The sequence below is a fragment of the Streptococcus sciuri genome (assembly GCF_024814375.1).
Lineage (GTDB): Bacteria > Bacillota > Bacilli > Lactobacillales > Streptococcaceae > Streptococcus > Streptococcus sciuri.
Genome location: NZ_JANUXX010000007.1, coordinates 35,444 through 58,646, shown reverse-complemented (window position 1 = coordinate 58,646; position 23,203 = coordinate 35,444). Strand labels below are relative to the sequence as shown.

The following is a 23,203-nucleotide window of genomic DNA, read 5'->3' as shown; positions in this document are numbered from 1 at the left end:
ACTAGGAAAGGTCTATAATGATAGATGTTATCAGATGATAACTGGATAAAAGGAGAAATTATGTCAGAATTAACACAAGAATTTACGGACAAACTCTATCAAGCATTTTCTGAAAATGCAAAATACCGTGCTATTGAAAATGCAGTAACACACAATGGTCTTTTGAAATCTCTTGAGACGCGACAAAGTGCTGTTGACAATGATCATGCTTTTTCTATTGATTTGACCAAAGATGAGGTAGCCAATCAAAAAGCATCTGGGCGTTGCTGGATGTTTGCCGCCTTAAATACTTTTCGACACAAACTCATCAGTGAATTTAAACTGGAGAATTTTGAACTCTCACAAGCTTATACCTTTTTTTGGGATAAATATGAAAAGTCAAATTGGTTTTTAGAGCAAATTATCGTATCTGCAACCGAGTCAACAAATAGCCGTAAAGTCAAGTTTTTGTTGGATACTCCTCAACAAGACGGTGGTCAATGGGACATGGTTGTTTCTCTTTTTGAAAAATACGGGGTTGTTCCAAAATCTGTTTATCCAGAGTCTATTGCCTCAAGCAGTAGCCGTGAGTTAAATCGGTACCTTAACAAACTCCTGCGTCAAGATGCGCAAATCTTGCGTGACTTGCTTAACAGTGGCGCTGATAAAGCGATTGTTCAGGCTAAAAAGGAAGAACTTCTCCAAGAAGTTTTTAACTTCTTAGCTATAACTCTTGGTTTACCACCGCGTCAGTTTGACTTTGCCTATCGTGACAAAGACAATGCTTATCATGTAGAAAAAAATATTACACCACAAGCTTTTTATGAAAAGTATGTTGGTTTGAACTTATCTGACTATGTTTCTGTTATCAACGCTCCTACATCTGATAAACCGTTTGGAAAATCATATACTGTTGAATTATTAGGAAACGTTGTTGGTAGTCGCCCTGTCAAATATCTCAATCTTGAGATGGATCGTTTTAAAGAGTTAGCCATCGCTCAATTGCAATCAGGTGAAACAATCTGGTTTGGTTCTGACGTTGGTCAATCAAGCGATCGCCAAGCTGGTATCTTGGCAACAAATACTTATGACTTTGCCTCAAGCATGGACATCCATTTGATACAGGATAAGGCAGGACGTTTAGACTATAGCGAAAGTCTCATGACACATGCCATGGTCTTGACAGGCGTAGACTTAGATGTATCTGGCAAATCGCTTAAATGGAAAGTTGAAAATTCATGGGGAAACAAGGTGGGTCAAAAAGGTTATTTTGTCGCTTCTGATAGCTGGATGGATGAATATGCATATCAGATTGTCGTTCGAAAAGAGTTCTTAACTGCAGAAGAACTAAAGGCATATGAATCAGAACCACAAGTTCTATCAGCTTGGGATCCGATGGGTTCTTTAGCGAGTCGTTAATGTTGTTTTTAGATAAAAATAGCATCAACATAAATAAAAGACTAAAAAGAAATGACTTTATAGTCATTTCTTTTTAGTCTTTTATGTTATCAACCATTTGTTCTAATAGGAATGAATACTGAGAAAAGGTTTCTAAAAAACTCTAGAGTTGTTGTTTTAAGGATTATTCGAATGATTGTTATTGTTGCTTACTGTAGCATTACCCTCGCTATTTTCATCAGCATCTATTTGTTGAGAGTCTATGCTGGCTGAACTTTCAGTGTTTGTATGATCGTCATCCTTATCTTGACTCTCAACAGTAGAAGAATTGCTGGTTGTTGATGAATTAGAGCTACTGCTATAAGTGGTAGCTGTGCTAAGATAACTTGGTGTAGTTCCACTTAGGTAAAGGTAACCACCGCTACGATAGAGACCGCTTGGCATAGTGAAATCTGAACTGTAACCATTTGTGAGGTAAGTCATCATTGCTTTGTAGACATCTGTTGCAACATAGAGTCCGTTACCATAAATTGGTGTTAGGCGATCCTTATATCCTGTCCAAACAGCCATAGCGTACTTGTTGGTGTAACCGACAAAGTTTTCATCTGGTGCCATAGTACCAACAAAACTATTATAGATACCGGTGGAAGCTTCTATTTGAGATAATTCAGCATCACTATAATTTGAGGTTCCAGTCTTACCTGCCTGTATAACACCTGATATACTAGCACGCACTCCTGTTCCATAGGTTAGGACAGTTTTCATCATATCTGTCATCATATAAGCAGTTGTTTCACTCATTGCCTTGCTACCTTTAGCATCATAAGTCTCAGTAGTACCATCGCTAAATTCAATTTTATTGACATACTGTGGTTCGTAGTAAGTACCACCATTAGCAAAGCTAGCATAAGCAGCAGCCATTTTTTCTGAACTTGCGCCGTATTTTTGCTCTGTGCTACTTGTATTACTTGATATAGCATTGGAGTAGAGTAGCTCTGGATAATCAATACCCAAACCATTTAGGAATTTGAGAGCATAGTCAAGTCCTGTTGCTTCCAGAGCCCGCACTGCAGGGACATTTCGAGATTGTTGGATAGCTGTTTGCATGGTCATCCAACCAAGATATTGTCTATCCCAGTCATAGATTTGTGTGCTAGTACCTGGCCAGTAGTAGACGGAGTCATTGAGACGTTGAGCAGTCGAAGTGTACTTTTTACTCTCAATAGCTGGTGCGTAGTCTGTGATAGGTTTCATCGTTGAACCCCAATCTCGATCTGTTAGAACCGCTTGATTGGTACCAAAGGATACGTTGGTATCTTGATTACGTCCACCTAATTGAGCGATGACTTTACCGTTTGTTACATCCACAACAGTTGATGCAACTTGTAATTCATCATCTGGGTAGTCGACATAAAGATCGGTGTTATAAATATCATAGAGTTGTTGTTGCGCCTCTGGTATGATATTGGTGTAAACTTTGAGTCCAGCTGTAAAGATGTCTTGTCCTGTTTTATCTTTGACTTGCTCAATCACTTGCTTAAGGTAGTTATCCATGTATTTAGGATAGCTTGTGGATTCTTTTAGTTCTTGTAGACCATCTGTTACAGGTGTTGCGATGGCTGTGTCGTATACTGTTTTAGTGATACTGCCATCTTTGTACATCTCATGTAAAACAGTGTCACGTCTAGTCTTAGCTGCTTCTGGTTGATCATAAGGATTGTATTGACTTGGTGCTTGTGGTATACCAGCGAGTAGTGCCAGCTGAGCAATGGAGAGCTCTTTTAAATCCTTACCATAGTAAGATTTAGCAGCGGTTAGCATACCATAATTGCCATTGCCCATGTAGACCTTATTGACGTAAAAAGTAAGGATTTCTTCTTTGGTGTATTTGCGTTCCATCTGGATAGCCATCCAGACTTCTTGCGCTTTACGTTTTAGGGTTTGGTCGGATTCTTTTGTGGAGAAATAAGCTAGCTTAATTAACTGCTGATCAAGTGTAGACCCTCCTTGAGTACTTGAACTTGTCAAGTTATGAAAAGCTGCTCCTAAGATGCGATAAATATCAACACCTCGGTGCTTAAAGAAACGTTTATCCTCGATGGAGGTAATTGCTTTTACTAAATCGAGAGGAATATCACTTGTCTTAGCACTTTCACGTTTTTCAGAACCAAGATCAGCAATTAAGTTGTCATTGGCATCGTAGACCAAGCTAGAGTTTGCTGAGTTGAGCGATTTTTCGGACAATTTTGGTGCTGTACTTGCGTAATAAATAAATAGAGCAGTACCAGCCATAACTGCAACAATGAAGAGACTGATAGCAATACCAATACCGTATTTCAGCCATTTAAATACTGTTTTTTTAATGATAATCACCGCCTAAAATAAATGATTTTCCACAACTTCCAAATATGGGACTTGCGGATAGGCGCCCAAACCAATTTCAAATCCATTTTTTTTGATATAATCAAGAGGCATGGATTTGGTTCCTAAATCAATTTGATAAAAATCAATTAAGAGCTTGGCAGGCAGTAGATAGGTTTCTTTTAAAGTTGAAAAATGCAAAAGTACAAAGCAAATCCCATCTTGTTCGATAACATTGACCATGTGCTTAATCTGATGCTGATGAAAATTTTTCATAGGCATAACTGTCTTTTGCTGGGTCTCTTTGGCTTCAAAGTCAATATAGCGTCCTTTATAAACGCCGGAGTAGTCGGTTGTTGAGGCTTGTCTAAAATAAGCTTCGACAATCTTAGCACGACTGCGCTTTGGATAGTCAACCTTTACGATTTGAATAGGGGTTGGCTTTTTATGGATGACAGCTATTTTGCGCGAGAGATAGTAAGCATTGGTTGCGTTGATAGCTGCCTCAAAGCTCATACCACGATTAGCAAAATCAACTGTCTGACGCTCAGATTTATCAGAACGAAGAGGTGTGCTTTTACGAATAAGTCCATGAGGATAGTTCACCATTGTTGAAAACTCCTAGTACCATTTTCCTTATAAGTTATAAGCCATTCTATTATACCATACTTTTAGAGAGGATTACATCAAATGACTGCAGTTTTAATCTCAGGCTATAAAAGTTTTGAATTGGGTATCTTTACAGATACTGATCCTAGGATTGCTCTTATTAAGAGAGCGATACAAAGAGATTTTATTCGTTTTTTGGATAATGGGGTAGATTGGTTCATTTTTATGGGAAATCTTGGTTTTGAGTATTGGGCGCTTGAGGTAGCAAAAGGTTTACAAGAAGAAGGATATGTATTTAGTATGGCGACACTATTTCCTTTTGAAAATCATGGGCATAACTGGAATGAGCGAAATCAGGAAAAGTTACAAGCTTTTAAAAACGTTGATTTTATTAAATTTTCATATCCTAGCTATAACAACCCTGACCAATTTGCCAAGCACAATCACTTTGTAATTGCCAATACAGACGAGGCTTATCTTTTTTATGACGAAGAGTTAGAGACTAATCTCAAGTATCTCTTAGCTAGTATGAAAAATGAGGTAGATTATCCTATCACTTATCTCACTTTTGAGCGTTTAAATGAAATAGCAGCAGAAGATTAGGAAAAATATTTTTCGCCTAACGGTTTTATTTAGCTTGATTTTTGGAGCAAGTTTAGGTATCATTAAGAAGCGCTTAGTATACTTAGTGCGTGGATGAATTGAATGTGTAAGGGAGACTTGAGTTGTATGAATGTGAAATATGTCCCTAAGGATATCTTTGAAAAAGACTTTAAAGTTACGATGCGTGGCTATGATCGCCGTGAAGTAGATGAATTTTTAGATGTTGTCATTAAGGATTATGAAGCCTTTATGGCGGAGATTGAACGCTTGAAAGCAGAAAATTCTAGTCTTAAAAAAACAAAGTCTGAGCAAGCAAAAGAGACTGTTTCATCTTATCGTAAGACTAATTCTTTTTATGGCGCTCAACCTAAGGTTATTAAAAGTTCACAAACAGCTACAAATTTAGATATTTTGAAGCGTATTAGTCGCTTAGAAAAAGAAGTCTTTGGTAAACAAATCAAAGAATGACGAGAACTGTGCAATTTTTGGATAATCGCGTGGTGGTTAAACACTATGAGGAAAGTCCATGCTAGCACTGGCTGTGATGCTGGTAGTGTTTGTGCTAGGCGAAAAAATAAGCCTAGGGAGGTAGTGATGCCTTACGGCGATCAAACGGGCTAAGTCTTTTGATAAGCTCAAGTAGATCTGAAAAGTGCCACAGTGACGTAGTTTTTAGGGAAATCTAAAAAGTGGAACGCGGTAAACCCCTCAAGCTAGCAACCCAAACTTTGGTAGGGGCATGGGATAGTTGGAAACGAACAATCTATCCTGACTGCTTTTGCAGTAGACAGATGATTATCGAAGGTGGCAAGGCCTAGTTGCCACTGGAACAAAACATGGCTTATAGAAAATTGCATAATAGGTTTTTAGGAGTTGAGCTATAGGTTCAGCTCCTCTATTTTTGAAAGTAAGGATAAGAAGATGAAAGAGCATTTTAATTTAGTAGCAACAGCTGCGGCTGGTTTAGAAGCGGTAGTTGGGCGCGAGATAAGAGCGCTTGGAATGAATTGTCAGGTAGATAATGGTAAGGTTTATTTTGAAGGAGATGTCAAGACGATTGCTAAGACCAATCTTTGGCTACGTTCAGCAGACCGCATCAAGATTATTGTTGGGCGTTTTCCAGCCAAAACTTTTGAATCGTTATTTCAGGGTGTCTTTAAGCTAGATTGGGAAAATTATCTGCCACTTGGTGCGACTTTTCCTATCACTAAGGCAAAGTGTGTCAAGTCACAATTACACAATGAACCGAGTGTCCAAGCTATCACTAAAAAAGCAGTGGTTAAGAAACTACAAAAAATTTATCATCGTCCAGAAAATGTTCCTTTGCAAGAAATTGGCGCAGAGTTTAAAATTGAAGTATCTATTTTGAAAGATCAAGTGATGATTATGATAGATACCACAGGATCTAGTCTTTTTAAACGTGGCTATCGCATGGATAAAGGCGGTGCTCCAATTAAGGAAAATATGGCAGCGGCTATTTTAGAACTGTCCAACTGGTATCCTGATAAACCCTTGGTTGACCCAACTTGTGGCTCAGGAACCTTTTGTATTGAAGCAGCATTGATTGGGAAAAATATAGCACCTGGTTTGATGCGCCACTTTGCTTTTGAAAGTTGGGAATGGGTGGATCAAGCAGTTGTTGCTAGTGTTCGCACAGAAGCTCAAAGAGCCATTAATGAGGCTGTAGAGCTTGATATTTCAGGGTTTGATATTAATATTCGTATGGTTGAGATAGCAAAAGCAAATGCTAAAGCAGCCGGTGTAGATGATGTTATCACCTTTAAGCAGATGCGTTTGCAGGATTTTAGAACGGATAAGATTGGTGGTGTCATTATCTCTAATCCACCATATGGTGAGCGCTTACTTGGTGACAAAGCTGTGGATATTTTGTATAATGAGATGGGTAAAACCTTTGCGCCTTTGAAGACTTGGAGTCAGTTTATTTTAACTAGCGATGAGCAGTTTGAAAAAAACTTTGGACGTCAAGCAGACAAAAAACGCAAATTGTATAATGGAGCGTTAAGGGTTGATTTGTATCAATTCTTTGGACAAAGGGTTAAAAGACAAGGCAAAACGAACTAGGAGAGCTTATTGTGACAAAAGACACCGATAAACAACAAGAAAGCAAGCGACCTGACGGCATTGACTTTGAAAAAGCACAAAATATGACCGTTGGAGAGGCAGCTAGAGCAGAAGCGGATATGAAAGCTGGTATCACTGAGAAAGACGGTATTTTAGATCGCTACATCAAACAGCATCGAGATGAAGTGGTAGCAGAGAAGTTTGATACCAAAGTGGCTGAGCTTGAGCAGTTAGACACGGCATCGCTTGATGCGTTTATTGAAAAGAAAAAGCAAGAATTGCAAGAATTAGAAGAGATTGAAACACAAAACCAAAAAGAAGAGCAGCAATCTCTTGACGCAGAAGAAGTCAAAACAACGATTGAGAGCAGACCTGTTATTGACGAGATAGAGTTGTCACCTGTTGAGAAAAGGGAAGAAAAAAATAGTGAGATAGCTCAAGAGGTAGGATTTTTATCTGAGGAGAGTTTTGTTGAGAAAAGCAATCCAAAACGGATGCGTCGTATTGTCTGGGGTGTTTTGACAGTTGCTGTGTTAGCCATTATAGCTTTTTGTTTCACGTGGTTTAGTCACAATAAGAAGCAATCGCCAACAAATGTTAATAAGTCTTTAACGGTAAAGACCAGTAAATCAAGTACTACAACAAGTGCAAAGGCAGCTAAAGAGGCTAACAGCGTCTTTACTAAGGCTTATGACGCTTTCTTTACAGACAGTACACAAACAGCACTAAAAAACAGTCAATTTGATCAATTATCTGATTTGCAGACAAAGTTAGCTGCTTTGAAAAATACTAGTTATTATAAAGCAGCTAAAAGCAAGTATGATCGGTTAGAGGCGCAAATTAAAGCTATTCAAGCAGTCAATGATAAGTTTGATTCAGCCAAGGTTGTCGATGGGAGTCAAACGGATGCGGCGGTTAAATCGGATGCAAATTTTGATGACCTAGATAGTAAAACTTTAAATACAGGAAATAGTACTCTTGATAAAGTTTTGCAAGCAGCTGTTACAGAAGGACGTGGGCAATTGGCTAGTGGTCAGGAGACATCAGTTACTACGACAGCACCATCTCAAGCACAAACTGCAACAGATAGCAATCAAGTATTGAATGCTCAAGAAGTTTCAGCAGCTACCAGCTATGGTATTACGAACTATGACCCTGCTATCTTGCAGCGTGATCGCAGTCGCGTACCGTATGATTTTGGTAAGATTGCTGATAGTACAAACCCTGCTTGGACGTTTAATGCTGGTGTGCTTGAGAAGATTTTAGAGATTTCTCGTCAACGTGGCTATATCACAGGTAACAATTTTATTTTAGAGCGTGTTAATATTATTAATGGTAATGGTTATTATAATATGTTTAAGCCTGATGGCACTTATCTCTTTTCTATCAATGCTAAGACAGGTTACTTTGTTGGAAATGCTCCTGGTCATTCTGATGCGCTTGATTATTGACAAAAAATATCAGACGAATTTCGTCTGATATTTTTTAAACGACATGGCGGTTGAAAGGATCATCTGAAATTCCTTCAGAGAGAATGCGTTTTGCCCATTCCTTAGCGGAGAAGAGACTGTGGTCTTTGTAGTTTCCACAAGATTCAATGGTTGTTCCTGGAACGTCTTCCCAAGTGGTGGTGTTCGCAATTTCTTCTAGACTCGATGTGATGACTTTGGCAATGTCGGTGCTAGTATGTTGTCCCCACATAATCATATGAAAACCTGTACGACAACCAAATGGGGAGCAGTCAATCATACCATCAATACGAGAACGAATCAATTTGGCTAGTAGATGCTCAATTGTGTGAAGCCCAGCAGTAGGAATGGCGTTTTCATTAGGTTGAACCAAGCGAATATCAAAGTTTGTAATAATATCTCCAAGTGGACCCTTTTCTTCAGAAATAAGGCGGACATAAGGTGCTTTGACAGCGGTGTGATCAAGCTCAAAACTTTCAACGATAACTTCTTTTGACATATTTTCCTCCTGTGAAATGTCTCAGCAAAGCCTAGTAGCTTTGTTTTTATGAAAGGTTGTCTTTAAGCTATCATATCATAAAATCTTGAAAAATGCTTACTAATTTTAAATTGAGAATTGTAGAATTTTATGATAGACTGTTAGATGGGCTTTCGTTTAATGAAAGCTAGTAATATTTAGATTGAGGTATAAACATGCTTAATGTGATTATTGCTGTTGTTTGTGCCCTCATTGGTTTGATTATAGGCTATGTAGTGATGACGATGCGCTTAAAGGCATCTCAAACAGCTGCAGAGCAAACTCTTTTAAATGCTGAACAAGAAGCTGTTAATGTTCGCAGTAAAGCTGAGCTGGAAGCAGAACACATTCGCCAGTCAGCAGAGCGTGATAGCAGAGCTCAAAAAAAAGAATATCTCTTAGAGGCAAAAGAAGAGGCTAGGAAGTATCGTGAAGACGTTGATAAAGAGTTCAAATCTGAAAGACAAGAGCTAAAGCATATGGAAACACGTTTGACAGAGCGTGCAGCGACTCTTGATCGCAAAGATGAAAAGCTCTCAGATCGTGAAAAACTCCTCGGAAGTAAGGAGCAGAGTCTAACAGATCGCACTAGACATATTGATGAGCGTGAAAAACAAGTCGCAACTTTAGAGGAACAAAAGCATCAGGAGCTGGAACGCTTAGCCGCTCTCACGCAGAGCCAAGCACGACAACTTATCTTGGAAAAAACAGAAGAAGGTCTTACTCATGAGATAGCAGCACGTGTTCGTGAGGCGGAGCGTGATATCAAGGAACGCTCGACAAAGATTGCTAAAAATCTATTGTCTCAAGCTATGGAGCGTTTAGCAGGAAACTTTGTTCCTGAGCAAACTGTAACGACGGTTCATCTTCCTGATGATAGTATGAAAGGGCGGATTATCGGACGTGAGGGTCGTAACATAAGAACACTTGAGAGCTTAACTGGGATTGACGTTATTATTGATGACACTCCTGAGGTAGTTATCTTGTCAGGGTTTGATCCTATTCGTCGGGAAATCGCTCGCATGACACTTGAGATGCTTATTCAGGATGGTCGCATTCACCCAGCTCGTATTGAAGAGTTGGTGGAGAAGAATCGTTTGGAGATGGATGAGCGCATTCGTGAATATGGAGAATCTGCAGCCTTTGAAGTGGGGGCTCCTAACTTACATCCTGATTTGATCAAGGTAATGGGACGTTTACAATTTCGCACTAGCTATGGGCAAAATGTCCTTCGTCACTCAGTTGAAGTTGCCAAACTAGCAGGCTTATTGGCTGGTGAGCTTGGTGAAAATGTGGCTCTTGCTAGACGAGCAGGTTTTTTACATGATATGGGAAAAGCTGTAGATAAGGAAGTCGAAGGCAGTCACGTTGAGATTGGTACTGAATTGGCACGCAAGTATAAGGAACATCCTGTAGTGGTCAATGCTATTGCTAGCCACCATGGAGATGTTGACCCTGAGACGGTTATTGCAGTGCTTGTAGCTGTTGCTGATTCACTTAGTTCAGCTCGTCCTGGTGCTAGAAATGAATCTATTGAAAATTACATCAAACGTTTGCGTGACCTTGAGGACATTGCTAATAGCTTTGATGGTGTTCAAAATAGCTTTGCCTTACAAGCAGGACGTGAGATTCGTATTATGGTGCGCCCTGATCAGATTTCTGATGATGAAATGGTGATTTTATCGCACAAGGTACGAAAGAAAATTGAAAATAATTTAGACTATCCAGGTAATATCAAAGTAACTCTCATTCGTGAGGCGCGTGCTATTGCCTATGCTAAATAAAACACTTAGAACTTTTGTTCTAAGTGTTTTTTGATGGAGTGATAAAAGTCATCTCACGTAATGACAAACTGGTCTATAAGGAAATGTCGTTTCTTGCTATACTGGGAGTGTATCTTAGAAAGGAGTTTGACATGATTCGTGTAGAAAGTTTAAACAAATCAGTAGCAGATAAGAGCATTTTAAAAGACATCAGTTTTCAGATTGAAGATGGTGAGTGTGTAGCGCTCATTGGACCAAATGGGGCGGGTAAGACCACTCTCATGTCCTGTCTTTTAGGCGATGTCAAGATGACAGGTGGCAAGATTCGTATCCTCGGGCAGTCGCCACAGGCAAAGGACTTAAAGTCAAAAGCGACTGTCCTTTTTCAGGAAAATCTGGTCCAAGAAAAGATGAAAGTGCGTGAGCTTATTGCTTTTCAAAAAGCCATCTACAAGGACACCCTCTCTGATGAGGAGATAAAAGCCTTGCTGCGTTTTTCAGACAAGCAGTATGACAGTTTTGCAAGCACTCTATCTGGCGGGCAAAAGCGCATGTTGCAGTTTGTTTTGATTTTGATTGGGAAGCCTGACATTCTCTTTTTGGATGAGCCGACAGCGGGCATGGATACAGCTACACGTCAGTATTTTTGGCGATTGATTGACGACTTAAAAGCGCAAGATAAAACCATTATCTACTCTTCTCACTATATCGAGGAGGTGGAGCAGACAGCAGATAGAGTGCTGGTGCTAAAGGAAGGGCAGTTGCTTCGTGACACGACACCGTATGCCCTCAAAAAAGAAAAGCGTCAGAAAATCTTTACAGTGCCCATTAGCTACCGCTATTTGTTAGAGAAGATAGACGACGCTTCAGCTATTGAGGAAAAAAGGGACAATATCAGCTTTACAAGCAACGACGTTGAAGGAGTCTGGCATTTGCTTGAAGAAGCAAAATGTCCGATTGCTGATATTGAGATGACCAATCGCAGTTTGATGGATAGTATTTTTAATGATGGGAGTGTGAAATGACGATGTTTAGAGCTTTGATGCGGAATGAATGGTTGCTAACCAAACGTAACCTTGTTTCTTTTGTAACGGCAATTATCTTGCCCTCTTGTTTCTTTCTCTTTTTCTCGCAGGGAGTTGGGACGAGCTCAGCTGAGCAAACCGTTTTACGAGACTACCTGATGACGATGACAGCCTTTGCTAGTCTTAGTCTTGTTTTCTTCACTCTGCCTTTTTCTCTAGTAGAGGATAGAAAAACCAACCGCCTGCGCCTCTTAAAGCACACACCAGTTCCTATGCCGCTTTATTATCTGGCTAAGATGTTGCGGATTGTTCTCTTTTACCTTGTAGCGATTGTGGTGAGTTTTTCAGTGGGGCACTTTGTGCGTGGGGTTGATCTGCCTACGTCAGAGTGGCTGATGTCAGCGGTTTTACTTATGTTTGCCATGCTGTGCTTTTTGCCTTTTGGTCTGCTGCTATCTACCGTAAAATCCAGCGAAGCCCTATCGACTGCTGGCAACCTTCTCTACATCGGCTTAGCCATGCTTGGTGGCATGTGGATGCCTTTAACTATGTTTCCTGACTGGTTGCAGGCAATCAGCAAGTGCATACCGACCTATCACTTTTATCACTTAGTTACAAGCTACCTCAAAAATGGTACAATAATAAACACATCATTTTTTGTCCTCATTGCTTATGCACTTGGTGCCTTGCTACTGCTATTTTGGACGAGTCAGAAAAAGGAGTTTGGAGACCGTTGAAAAAACACCCCTTGTCATTTATTCGCTACGATGCCGCTTTACTGTTTCTTGTCTTTGCGCTGAGTTCCATCTATGACTGGAAGAGCGCTATTCTTGTGATTCCTGCGACCGTTTTGTTTGCCATAGCTTACTTCTTTTTGGTACGAGATATTTTAGCGAAATGCAACTGGCTGTTTTGGCTTCTTATCCTTGCTTACATCTATGGCATGGTGGTTTTTGGCGATGTCAACTTTGTCTGGTACTTTTTCTTTGCGACTAATCTTTTGGTCTACAAGTTCAATGCTAGCTGGTTTTCTTGGCAATTCATTCTCTTTTATCTGACCCTTTTTGGCGCTGTTGCGACGGTGGTTGTGAGAGATGGTATGAGCGTGGCAAATGCTATGCAGCTTTTGTTTGTGCTTGTCTTTATCATGGGGATTACAGTAGCCTCTAAAAAAGACCATCAGGCACGTCTCATCAAGCAGAAGTTGGTGGAGAAGAACCGCACCATAAACATCCTGTCTGCTGAAAATGAGCGCAATCGTATCGGACGTGATTTGCATGATACGCTTGGGCACACTTTTGCTATGATGACGCTAAAGACCGAGCTTGCCCTAAAGCAGCTAGAAAACAAGCAGTATGACAGCGCCAAGCAGCAAATCGAGGACCTCAATCGTATTAGCCACGAGTCTATGTATGAAGTCCGAGAGATTGTCAATAATCTCAAGTACCGTTCTGTGGCTGAGGAGTTGCAGGAGATTGAGCGTTTGTTTGACCTGTCTGGGATTAGCCTGCAGTTGACAAATAAGCTAGAGCTTGAGAGCTTATCGCCTGTGCTCCAGTCAACGATTACCATGGTTTTACGTGAATTGACCAATAATGTGGTTAAACACAGTGAAGCTAAGCATTGTTACTTAACGCTAGAACGCCATCAAAATGGGAAAGTCGTTATTATCTGTGAGGATGATGGAATAGGCTTTGCCTCACTTACTGGAGATGAGCTAACAAGTATCCATGAGCGCCTGCGGTTAGTCAATGGCACAAGTCTTGTTGTTTCGATGAAAAATCCAACGATTGTTAGGATACAGTTACAAGAGGGAGGTAGAGTATGAGATTATTAGTAGCAGAAGATCAGTCTATGTTGCGTGATGCTCTGTGTCAATTACTCCTTATGGAAGAAAGTGTTGAGACGATTTACCAAGCAAGTAATGGTCTAGAGGCAATAGCTTTGCTTGAAAAAGAATCTGTTGACGTAGCAATTTTAGATGTTGAGATGCCTAAAAAATCTGGGTTAGAAGTTCTGGAATGGATACGTCAACACAGGGAGATAAAAGTTATTATTGTGACAACCTTTAGACGAAGAGGTTATTTTAAACGCGCTTTAGCAGCTAGGGTGGATGCCTATGTCCTAAAAGATCGCTCCACCTCAGAGTTGATGACCACCATAAATACCGTCCTTGCTGGAGGCAAAGAATATTCACCAGAGCTAGTTGAGGATATGGCTTATGATGATAATCCGCTTACCCAGCAAGAGCGTTTGATATTAAAACACATCGCACAAGGTCTGACTAGTAAGGAAATCGCAAAAAAACTCTATCTGTCTGATGGCACTGTCCGAAACTATACCTCTAGGATTTTGAGTAAATTGGGCGTTTCTAATCGCATGGAGGCTATTCAAAAATCATGTCAAAAGGATTGGCTATAAAATGTCTCTAAAGCATGCTATACTGAGTAAATTTAATACACTTGGGGATGTATCAGAGCAATTGTCGATATTGGTTTTGAAAATCAAAGCACTAACAAACAGCCATGATTTGAGCTTTTATTAGCTATATTGGGCTGTTTGCGCTGAACTTTACCATAATTTTCAACCCTTGGTATGAACGTGCTCTAAATGAATCTGACGCCGATAACGTCAATTGAAATTATTGCTTTGGATGACATTAATCTTCTTTTAATCTGTCTCATTTCTCTTATGACAAAGTGTCTGATGGATTGGGGAAATTGTTTGGTAGCTGTTGTGCATATGATTTTCTTAAAAATTTACCAGGCACAATTTCTAAGAAAAGTCTAGAACAACGTATCAAAGAGTGTATTGCTCGCAAAAATGGTTTGGTACTTCTTTTTTGCTGTGCTAGCTTATTTTTACCCATTGGAAGAAAAAGGAGAAAGTCGTACTATCTTCTCCTTTTTATCAATGCAAGCTTGAAATCTCTTAAGTTTTTTGGTAAACTAGAGGAGACGAATGTGGAGGTTTGACATGTCTGAACGTGGTTTGTTAATCGTCTTTTCTGGTCCATCTGGTGTTGGTAAGGGAACTGTGAGACAAAAGATTTTTTCAACATCTGACCATAAATTTGAGTATTCGGTCTCTATGACGACACGCCAACAGCGTCCTGGTGAGGTGGACGGTGTTGACTATCATTTTAGAAGTCGAGAGGAGTTTGAAGAACTCATCAAAAGAGGCGAAATGCTTGAGTATGCCGAATATGTCGGCAATTACTATGGCACACCTTTGACTTATGTCAATGAAACCCTTGACAAAGGAATTGATGTCTTTTTAGAAATTGAGGTGCAAGGGGCTCTTCAAGTTAAATCGAAAGTTCCAGATGGTGTTTTCATTTTCCTGACGCCACCTGATTTGGAGGAACTTCATGATCGTTTGGTTAGTCGTGGAACAGACAGCCAAGAGGTGATACAAAAACGTATAGAGCGTGCTAAAGAAGAAATTGCACTCATGAGTGAGTATGATTATGCCGTTGTAAATGACGAGGTTGCATTAGCTGCTGAGCGTGTCAAGCATATTATTGAGACGGAGCATTACCGTATAGAGCGTGTCATTGGGCGCTATCGTGATATGGTCAAATCAACCTCAAAACTGTAAAAAAAGATAGAAAGAGATAAAAGCTTATGATGTTAAAACCATCAATCGATACTTTGCTTGATAAAGTACCGTCCAAATACTCCTTAGTTGTTCTCCAAGCTAAACGTGCTCACGAATTAGAAGCCGGTGCAAAACCAACTCAAGAGTTTACTTCTGTGAAGCCTACACTTCGTGCTCTTGAGGAAATCGAGTCTGGTAATGTTACCCTTCACCCAGATCCAGAGGCTAAGCGTGTAGCCGTTCGTGTGAAAATTGAAAAAGAACGTTTACGCAAGGAAGAAGAAGAGCGCAAGATTAAAGAGCGTATTGCAAAAGAAAAAGAAGAAGGCGAAAAAATCTAAGGTTTTTAATCTTAGATTTTTCATATTCTTTGATATAATGAGTAAAATAGGTAAATAACTTAGAGTGGAGGTGTTGATGTGAGAGTTGCCCAAGTGATTGTGGATGCTGCGTTGATGCAGACAGACAAGCCTTTTTCTTACGTGATACCAGAGGAATTGGAGAGTTTTATTGAACGTGGTAGTCGAGTTCATGTGCCTTTTGGCGCTGGCAATAGGCTTTTGCAGGGATTTGTAATTGGGATAGAAGAGCGGGATTGTCTTCTTCAGTCTCTCAAGGAAATCGCAGATTTACTCGATCCAGATCCTGTCCTTAATGAAGAACAATTACAACTTGCAGATGCTATGCGACAGACGGTTTTCTCTTACAAGATTTCCATTCTCAAATCTATGCTACCAAATCTTTTGAACTCGCAATATGACAAGCTTTTCTCTACCACGCAAGAGACACCTAACGAGGTTATTGATACTGTTTTTTCTGGGCAGACGAGTGTTCGTTATTCACAGTTGGCAGATTGTCAAAAACAACTTCTAACGGGATTGGCAAGGCAAAAAAAAGTTGCGCTTGATTATGTAGCAAAAGATAAAAAGACAGTAAAAACGCAGAAAGATTATCGAGTCAAACCAAGTGTTTTAGAGCCTTTGAAAATTACTGCTAGAGCTAAAAAGCGCCAAGAATTAAAAGATTATTTAGCGGCGAATCCTACAGGTCATCTCAGTGATTTACGCAATAGGTATTCACGAGATGTCATTCGTTTTTTTGTGGAAAAGCGGGCGATTGAGCTAGTTGATCGTGTTGTTAGTCGTTCCAGTGTTTACTTTGAAACAGTTGAAAAAACTGATTTTCTGACTTTGAATGAGGAACAGGCAGCTATTGTTGAGACGGTGAGTGCCGCTATTGGAAAGGATAGTACGCCTTTTTTGTTGGAGGGGGTGACAGGATCTGGTAAGACTGAGGTTTATCTTCATATTATCGATAAGGTTCTAAAACAAAATAAAACGGCTATCGTTTTGGTGCCAGAGATTTCTTTGACCCCTCAAATGACACACCGTTTTATCTCACGTTTTGGCAAGCAAGTTGCGATTATGCATTCTGGTTTGTCTGATGGAGAAAAATATGATGAGTGGTGCAAAATAAAATCAGGAAAAGCGCACGTTGTTGTAGGTGCACGATCAGCTATCTTTTCACCACTAGAGAATATAGGAGCTATTATCATTGATGAGGAACATGAGGTAAGTTATAAGCAAGAGTCTAATCCTAGATACCATGCAAGAGATGTGGCTTTTCTCAGAGCAAATTATCATAAAGCAGTTGTTGTGTTAGGATCTGCGACACCGAGTATCGAAAGTAGAGCGAGAGCTAGTCGCAAGGTATACCATTTTTTACACTTAACCAAGCGTGCTAACCCTAAAGCCTCCTTACCTAAGATTGAGATTGTAGATTTTCGAGATTATCTTGGACAAAAAAATCCTAGTAACTATACACCACCGCTGTTAGAGAAGATTGCTAACCGTCTTGAAAAAGGTGAGCAGAGTGTTTTGATGTTGAATCGTAGAGGCTACTCGAGTTTTATCATGTGTCGTGAGTGTGCTTATGTAGATAACTGTCCTAATTGTGATATTTCTTTGACGCTACACATGGATACCAAAACAATGAATTGTCATTATTGTGGCTTTGTCAAAAGAATTCCAAGAGCTTGTCCAAATTGTCATAGCCAAAGTATTGCTTATTATGGTACAGGTACACAGAAAGCTTATAATGAATTACAAGAAGTCTTCCCAGAGGCTAGAATTTTACGCATGGATGTGGATACGACACGTCAAAAAGGAGCTCATGAGAAAATTTTGAAGACTTTTGGGAATGAAAAGGCAGATATTTTGCTGGGCACACAGATGATTGCTAAAGGACTTGACTTTCCAAATGTGACTTTGGTTGGTGTTTTAAATGCAGATACGTCACTCAATTTGCCTGATTTTCGCAGTTCAGAGCGTACTTTTCAATTGCTAACGCAAGTGGCAGGACGTGCAGGACGTGCAGATAAGGCTGGCGAAGTGGTAATTCAGACTTATAATCCTGATCATTATGCCGTTCAATTGGCTAAAAATCAAGATTATGAAACCTTTTACCGTTACGAGATGAGTATGCGTAGGGCGATGGAGTATCCTCCTTATTATTATACGGTTGCTATCACTTTATCCTTACCTGATGAGCGTGAGCTGATAAGAAAGTCTTATCAAGTGTTATCTATGTTAAGAGAAAGTTTGAGTGCTAAAGCCAAACTACTGGGTCCAACACCAAAACCTATTGCCAGAACGCATAATTTATATCATTATCACATCATTATCAAATATCGCTTTGAGGATCAGCTTGAGACATCTTTAAATCGTATCCTTGATTGGACACAAGAAAAAGAAAATAAACAACTACGTGTGCAGATTGATAATGAGCCACAAAACATATAGAAAAGAGGTCATATGACAAAACTGATTTTTATGGGAACGCCAGACTTTTCAGCTACCGTGCTAAAGGGGTTATTAGCTGATAAACGTTATGATGTTATAGCTGTCGTGACACAACCAGATCGTGCTGTTGGACGAAAAAAAGAAATTCGCATGACACCTGTCAAGAAAACAGCACTTGAACATCAGTTGCCCATTTACCAACCTGAAAAACTCTCTGGTAGTCAAGAGCTAAAACGCATCATAAATCTAGGTGCAGATGGTATCATCACAGCAGCTTTTGGGCAATTCTTACCAAGCAAGCTCTTAGATAGTGTCGATTTCGCTCTCAATGTCCACGCTTCACTATTACCTAAATACCGTGGAGGGGCTCCTATTCATTATGCTATTATCAATGGAGATGAGGAGACTGGTGTGACTTTGATGGAAATGGTCAAGGAGATGGATGCTGGTGATATGGTGGCTACTCGCAAAACAGCTATTACTGATGAGGATAATGTCGGTACTATGTTTGACAAACTAGCAGTGATCGGACGTGATTTGTTGCTTGATAGTCTGCCTGCCTATCTCTCTGGTCAATTAAAATCGGTTCCACAGGACACTAGTCAAGTGACCTTCTCTCCTAATATCACATCAGAAGAAGAGCGCATTGACTGGAGTCAGTCAGCTCGTTCTATTTTCAATCATGTGCGGGGGATGAATCCTTGGCCTGTGGCGCACACACTGTTTGGTGGCAAACGTTTTAAACTTTATCAAGTGCATGAGGTAGCAGGCGTAGGAAATCCAGGAGAGATTATTCAAAAAAGCAAGAAAGAGTTAATTGTGGCGACTGGTAAGGGTGCTTTGGCGCTTGACGTTATACAGCCAGCAGGTAAGCCTAAAATGGCGATAGCAGATTTTTTAAATGGTGTTGGTCGTAACTTGCAGGTAGGAGATTACTTTGGAAACTAAAACAAAACAGACACGTTTGGTGGCTCTTGAAATATTGGAACATATCTTTAGCGAAGGGGCTTATTCGAACATTGCTCTTGATAAACAGCTAAGAAAAGATCAGCTATCATCAAAGAATAAAGCACTTGTTACAGAGATTGTCTATGGTACGGTTGCACGAAAATTGACGCTTGAGTGGTACTTATCTCACTATATCGCTAATCGTGAGGAACTTGAAAAAAAAGTTTACACACTTTTGATGTTGAGTTTATATCAATTGTTGTATCTGGATAAAATTCCCCACTATGCCATTGTCAATGAGGCCGTTAATCTTGCGAAAAACATAATCAGTCTAAAGAGTAGCAAGCTAGTCAATGCAGTGCTACGTCGTATCCTTAGAGAAGGTTTGCCAGATCTATCTAGTATTAAGCGTAAAAATAAACGCTTATCCATTACTTACTCTACACCAGTCTGGTTGGTCAAAAAATTGATAGATGAGTATGGTAAAGAGCGCGCAGAATTGATTTTAGCTAGCCTTTTTGTTCGCAGTAAAGCCAGTGTACGTGTTACGCATTTGGAGGAAAAAAATAATATCAAAACCGCTCTTGGGCTTAAAGAGTCGCTAATTGCTGACACAGCCTTGGTGTCTGAGACAGGGCATTTTTCAGCATCACACTATTTTCAAGAAGGACGAATCACGATTCAAGATGAGTCTAGTCAACTGGTAGCACAGACCTTAGATATCACAGGAGATGAATCTATTCTTGATGCTTGTAGTGCACCTGGTGGTAAGACTAGTCACATGGCATCTTATCTTACGACAGGACACATCACAGCACTTGACCTTTATGACCACAAGCTTGCCTTAGTGCGTGCTAATGCAGATCGTCTGCATGTTGCTGATAAAATCACGACGAAAAAACTAGATGCTACAAAAGTTCACCACGTTTTTCCGCAAGATAGTTTTGATAAAGCGTTAGTTGATGCGCCATGCTCAGGTATTGGACTGATAAGACGAAAACCTGACATCAAATACAATAAAAATAACCAAGACTTTGAGCGATTAGCCAAAGTCCAGCTAGAAATCTTAAATAGTGTTTGTCAAACCATACGAAAAGGTGGTATAATAACATATAGTACTTGTACGATTTTTGGAACTGAAAACCATCAAGTTATTAAACAGTTCCTAAAAGAACATCCTCATTTTACACAAGTAAAACTGACACACCCTTGCCAAGAATTGGTAGAAGATGGTTGTATCACCATTACTCCAGAGCAGTATGGTTGCGATGGCTTTTTCATCGCTCAACTTAAACGCATGGCATGAGTGTTTAGAAAGAATAGACAACAGTCGGAAGAAAAACTATGGAATTATCACTGTTAACGGACGTTGGGCAACGTCGAACGAGCAATCAAGATTATGTAAGCCATTTTGAAAATAAAAAAGGTGTTACTCTTGTGGTGTTAGCAGACGGCATGGGAGGACATCGTGCTGGAAATGTCGCCAGCGAGATAACAGTCCTAGATCTTGGTAGACTTTGGAGTAAAACTCATCTGATAGAATTAGTGGATATTCGTGATTGGTTGATTAATGTCGTTGAAGAGGAAAATCAAAAAATTCATGACATGGGACGACAAGAAGAGTACCGAGGTATGGGGACAACTGTTGAAGCCGTAGCTATTGTTGACAATAATATTATTTTTGCCCATGTTGGTGACTCTAGGATTGGGCTTGTTCGAGGGAGTGATTATCACTTGTTGACCAGTGATCATTCTTTGGTTAATGCGCTAGTAAAAGCAGGTGAAATTACTGAGGAGGAAGCAGAAGTGCATCCGCAAAAAAATATCATTACTCAGTCTATCGGACAGGCAAACCCAGTGGAGCCTGATTTAGCCACTCATGTTCTTGAAGCAGGCGACTATCTTGTTATCAATAGCGATGGCTTGACCAACATGATTTCAAAAGAGGACATCACTACTATCTTAGCAAAAGACATGTCCTTAGATGATAAGAGTAGAGCTTTGGTTGCACTTGCAAATGAGCGTGGAGGCTTGGATAATATTTCTGTCGCTTTGGTTCATTTTGAAAGTGAGGCAAGCACATGATACAAATTGGAAAGTTGTTTGCTGGTCGTTATCGGATTTTAAAATCCATTGGACGAGGAGGTATGGCAGATGTTTATCTAGCACGTGATCTCATCTTGGATAATGAAGAAGTTGCTATTAAGGTTTTGCGTACCAATTATCAGACAGACCAGATTGCAGTTGCACGTTTCCAACGTGAAGCGCGTGCCATGGCGGAGCTTAGCCATCCCAATATCGTAGCGATTCGTGATATAGGTGAGGAGGATGGACAACAGTTTTTGGTTATGGAGTATATTGATGGCTTTGATCTTAAGCGCTATATTCGAGAAAATGCTCCTCTTTCCAATCCATTTGTGGTGCGCATCATGGAAGAAATCCTCTCTGCGATGGCCTTGGCTCATCAACAAGGAATTATTCATCGTGACTTGAAGCCACAAAACATTCTCTTGACACATGATGGCACTGTTAAAGTTACAGATTTTGGTATTGCAGTTGCTTTTGCTGAAACTAGTCTGACGCAAACAAATTCTATGCTAGGCTCTGTGCATTACCTCTCACCTGAGCAAGCACGTGGTTCAAAGGCAACTGTGCAAAGCGATATTTATGCTATGGGAATTATGCTTTTTGAGATGCTAACAGGGCATATTCCATACGATGGCGATAGTGCAGTTACGATTGCTCTTCAGCATTTTCAGCAGCCTTTACCATCTATTATTGCAGAAAATAAGGCAGTTCCACAAGCTTTAGAAAATGTTGTCATTAAAGCTACAGCTAAAAAGTTGACAGATCGCTATACATCTACTGTTGAGATGAGTCGTGACTTAGCAACATCTCTTAGCAATAGTCGAAAAAATGAGTCTAAAATCATCTTTGGGGATAATGAGACGACAAAAACATTGCCAAAATTTTCTCAAACACAGACTATTTCTCCCACAGACCAGCTTTTAGAAAAACAAGAAACAACTAGAGAACATAAGGAACAAGATTCTTCTCAAGTAGCAGCTAATATTGCTGATACCAAAGCAACAAGTAAGAAAAAAAAGAAAAAGTCCTTACGCAGACGTTTGTCAAGGGGGCTAGTGAAAGTTTTCATAGCTTTATTGGCAATTGTTATTGGAACGATTGCTTATCTCACATTTACATCGCCTACGACTGTAAAAGTTCCTAATGTTTCAGGGATGAGCTTATCACAAGCAAAGACTAAACTAACCGATATGGATCTTAGAGTAGGCGAGGTTAAGGAGATAGAAAGCTCAGACATAGACAGCGGTCAGGTGGTTAAAACAGACCCAGTTGCAGGAACAACAAGAAAGCAAGGCTCAAAGATAAACATCTATGTTGCTTCGGCTACCAAGATTATCACAATGCAAGACTTTATAGGTGATAGCTACAGTTCAGCTGTCTCGACGCTAAAGAGCAAGTATGGTGTCAAGAACTCGCAGATCACAAAGAAAACCGTGCCTACTACTGAGTATGAAAATGGCACCATTATTAGTCAAACACCTAGCTCTGGTGAAAGTTTCACTGTTGGTGGTACGAGCAAGATTACTTTTACCGTCGCCAAAAATAATAGTGTTGAAATGCCAAATCTCTATCAAATGACCTATGCAGATGCGTTAGCGACGTTAAAGAGTTTAGGAGTCAAGACCAGTCGTATCAAGACTTATGTGTATGATAGCAACACAGCTAGCTATATGTTTGGTAGCGTTAGCCGATCAGATATCGTCATAGCACAGGAACCATATGCTGGCAATCGTATTGACCTCTCTTCAGATGAGATTATCCTCTACTTTGGTAGTGCAGATAACCGTGATACCAATACACAAAGTTCATCCACACAAGAATCTGAGCAAAGTAGTCAAAGTAGCTCACAAAGTAGTTCAAATAGCAACACTAGTGAGACGGACGCTTCACAAGAAGCAAGCAGTAGTACAGAATCGCAATCTTTTTCTGACTAAAGAGAGCGAATATAGATAGAATGAAT

General features: G+C 40.0%; 19 protein-coding genes, 1 other RNA gene and 1 pseudogene. 18 read left to right on the top strand and 3 right to left on the bottom strand.

The features are described 5' to 3' along the window. Positions 1–60: 60 nt before the first annotated feature. On the top strand, positions 61–1,398 hold the full coding sequence (gene pepC / locus NXS10_RS06535; protein WP_259138990.1) for an aminopeptidase C: 1,338 nt from the start codon (positions 61–63) through the stop codon (positions 1,396–1,398). A gap of 156 nt (positions 1,399–1,554) precedes the next feature. Here the strand turns inward: pepC and pbp1a are convergent, their stop codons facing one another. Further along, complete coding sequence (gene pbp1a / locus NXS10_RS06530; protein WP_259138988.1) at positions 1,555–3,750, bottom strand: penicillin-binding protein PBP1A; 2,196 nt, start codon at positions 3,748–3,750, stop codon at positions 1,555–1,557. Continuing rightward, a pseudogene (gene recU / locus NXS10_RS06525) lies at positions 3,737–4,347 on the bottom strand (Holliday junction resolvase RecU). The gene pbp1a and the pseudogene recU overlap by 14 nt, the downstream one beginning before the upstream one ends. A gap of 81 nt (positions 4,348–4,428) precedes the next feature. On the opposite strand from recU, the gene NXS10_RS06520 reads away from it, so the two are divergent. From NXS10_RS06520 to NXS10_RS06500, 5 genes are all read left to right on the top strand, one after another. Further along, the gene (locus tag NXS10_RS06520) at positions 4,429–4,950 is read left to right on the top strand and encodes an SLOG family protein (protein ID WP_259138986.1); all 522 of its coding nucleotides are present in this window, start codon (positions 4,429–4,431) and stop codon (positions 4,948–4,950) included. Between the two features lie 126 nt (positions 4,951–5,076). Next, positions 5,077–5,418, top strand: coding sequence for a cell division regulator GpsB (gpsB, locus tag NXS10_RS06515; protein WP_259138984.1), 342 nt, complete (start codon positions 5,077–5,079; stop codon positions 5,416–5,418). Between the two features lie 13 nt (positions 5,419–5,431). Then, positions 5,432–5,799, top strand: an RNA gene (rnpB, locus tag NXS10_RS06510) — RNase P RNA component class B. 72 nt (positions 5,800–5,871) lie between these two features. Continuing rightward, the gene (locus NXS10_RS06505; RefSeq protein WP_259138982.1) at positions 5,872–7,032 is read left to right on the top strand and encodes a THUMP domain-containing class I SAM-dependent RNA methyltransferase; all 1,161 of its coding nucleotides are present in this window, start codon (positions 5,872–5,874) and stop codon (positions 7,030–7,032) included. An 11-nt stretch (positions 7,033–7,043) separates the two neighbouring features. Beyond that, positions 7,044–8,483 (top strand): cell division site-positioning protein MapZ family protein, encoded by a 1,440-nt coding sequence (locus NXS10_RS06500; protein WP_259138980.1) that lies wholly within the window; start codon positions 7,044–7,046, stop codon positions 8,481–8,483. A 34-nt stretch (positions 8,484–8,517) separates the two neighbouring features. Here NXS10_RS06500 and NXS10_RS06495 read toward each other — a convergent pair whose 3' ends face one another. Further along, positions 8,518–9,000, bottom strand: coding sequence for an S-ribosylhomocysteine lyase (locus NXS10_RS06495; RefSeq protein WP_259138977.1), 483 nt, complete (start codon positions 8,998–9,000; stop codon positions 8,518–8,520). Positions 9,001–9,194: 194 nt separating this feature from the next. Between NXS10_RS06495 and NXS10_RS06490 the strand changes: the two genes are divergently transcribed. The 12 genes from NXS10_RS06490 to pknB all read left to right on the top strand — a co-directional run bounded on the left by NXS10_RS06490 (position 9,195) and on the right by pknB (position 23,177). Next, on the top strand, positions 9,195–10,802 hold the full coding sequence (locus NXS10_RS06490; RefSeq protein WP_259138976.1) for a ribonuclease Y: 1,608 nt from the start codon (positions 9,195–9,197) through the stop codon (positions 10,800–10,802). A 131-nt stretch (positions 10,803–10,933) separates the two neighbouring features. After that, on the top strand, positions 10,934–11,806 hold the full coding sequence (locus NXS10_RS06485) for an ABC transporter ATP-binding protein (protein WP_259138974.1): 873 nt from the start codon (positions 10,934–10,936) through the stop codon (positions 11,804–11,806). Next, positions 11,803–12,543 (top strand): ABC transporter permease, encoded by a 741-nt coding sequence (locus tag NXS10_RS06480; RefSeq protein ID WP_259138972.1) that lies wholly within the window; start codon positions 11,803–11,805, stop codon positions 12,541–12,543. The genes NXS10_RS06485 and NXS10_RS06480 overlap by 4 nt, the downstream gene beginning before the upstream one ends. After that, positions 12,540–13,634, top strand: coding sequence for a sensor histidine kinase (locus NXS10_RS06475; RefSeq protein WP_259138970.1), 1,095 nt, complete (start codon positions 12,540–12,542; stop codon positions 13,632–13,634). The genes NXS10_RS06480 and NXS10_RS06475 overlap by 4 nt, the downstream gene beginning before the upstream one ends. Beyond that, positions 13,631–14,227, top strand: coding sequence for a response regulator transcription factor (locus NXS10_RS06470; protein WP_259138968.1), 597 nt, complete (start codon positions 13,631–13,633; stop codon positions 14,225–14,227). Before NXS10_RS06475 ends, NXS10_RS06470 begins: the two co-directional genes overlap by 4 nt. Positions 14,228–14,782: 555 nt before the next feature. After that, positions 14,783–15,406 carry a guanylate kinase gene (gene gmk / locus NXS10_RS06465; RefSeq protein WP_259138967.1) on the top strand — a complete coding sequence of 208 codons (624 nt, stop codon included), beginning with the start codon at positions 14,783–14,785 and terminating at the stop codon, positions 15,404–15,406. A 26-nt stretch (positions 15,407–15,432) separates the two neighbouring features. Next, complete coding sequence (gene rpoZ / locus NXS10_RS06460; protein ID WP_259138965.1) at positions 15,433–15,747, top strand: DNA-directed RNA polymerase subunit omega; 315 nt, start codon at positions 15,433–15,435, stop codon at positions 15,745–15,747. 114 nt (positions 15,748–15,861) lie between these two features. Next, the gene (locus tag NXS10_RS06455) at positions 15,862–18,207 is read left to right on the top strand and encodes a primosomal protein N' (protein ID WP_373318048.1); all 2,346 of its coding nucleotides are present in this window, start codon (positions 15,862–15,864) and stop codon (positions 18,205–18,207) included. A 12-nt stretch (positions 18,208–18,219) separates the two neighbouring features. After that, positions 18,220–19,155, top strand: a complete 936-nt coding sequence (fmt, locus tag NXS10_RS06450; protein WP_259138961.1) for a methionyl-tRNA formyltransferase — start codon at positions 18,220–18,222, stop codon at positions 19,153–19,155. After that, complete coding sequence (gene rsmB / locus NXS10_RS06445) at positions 19,145–20,461, top strand: 16S rRNA (cytosine(967)-C(5))-methyltransferase RsmB (protein WP_259138959.1); 1,317 nt, start codon at positions 19,145–19,147, stop codon at positions 20,459–20,461. Before fmt ends, rsmB begins: the two co-directional genes overlap by 11 nt. Before the next feature lie 38 nt (positions 20,462–20,499). After that, positions 20,500–21,240 (top strand): Stp1/IreP family PP2C-type Ser/Thr phosphatase, encoded by a 741-nt coding sequence (locus tag NXS10_RS06440; RefSeq protein WP_259138957.1) that lies wholly within the window; start codon positions 20,500–20,502, stop codon positions 21,238–21,240. After that, positions 21,237–23,177 carry a Stk1 family PASTA domain-containing Ser/Thr kinase gene (pknB, locus tag NXS10_RS06435; protein ID WP_259138954.1) on the top strand — a complete coding sequence of 647 codons (1,941 nt, stop codon included), beginning with the start codon at positions 21,237–21,239 and terminating at the stop codon, positions 23,175–23,177. The genes NXS10_RS06440 and pknB overlap by 4 nt, the downstream gene beginning before the upstream one ends. Positions 23,178–23,203: the final 26 nt, after the last annotated feature.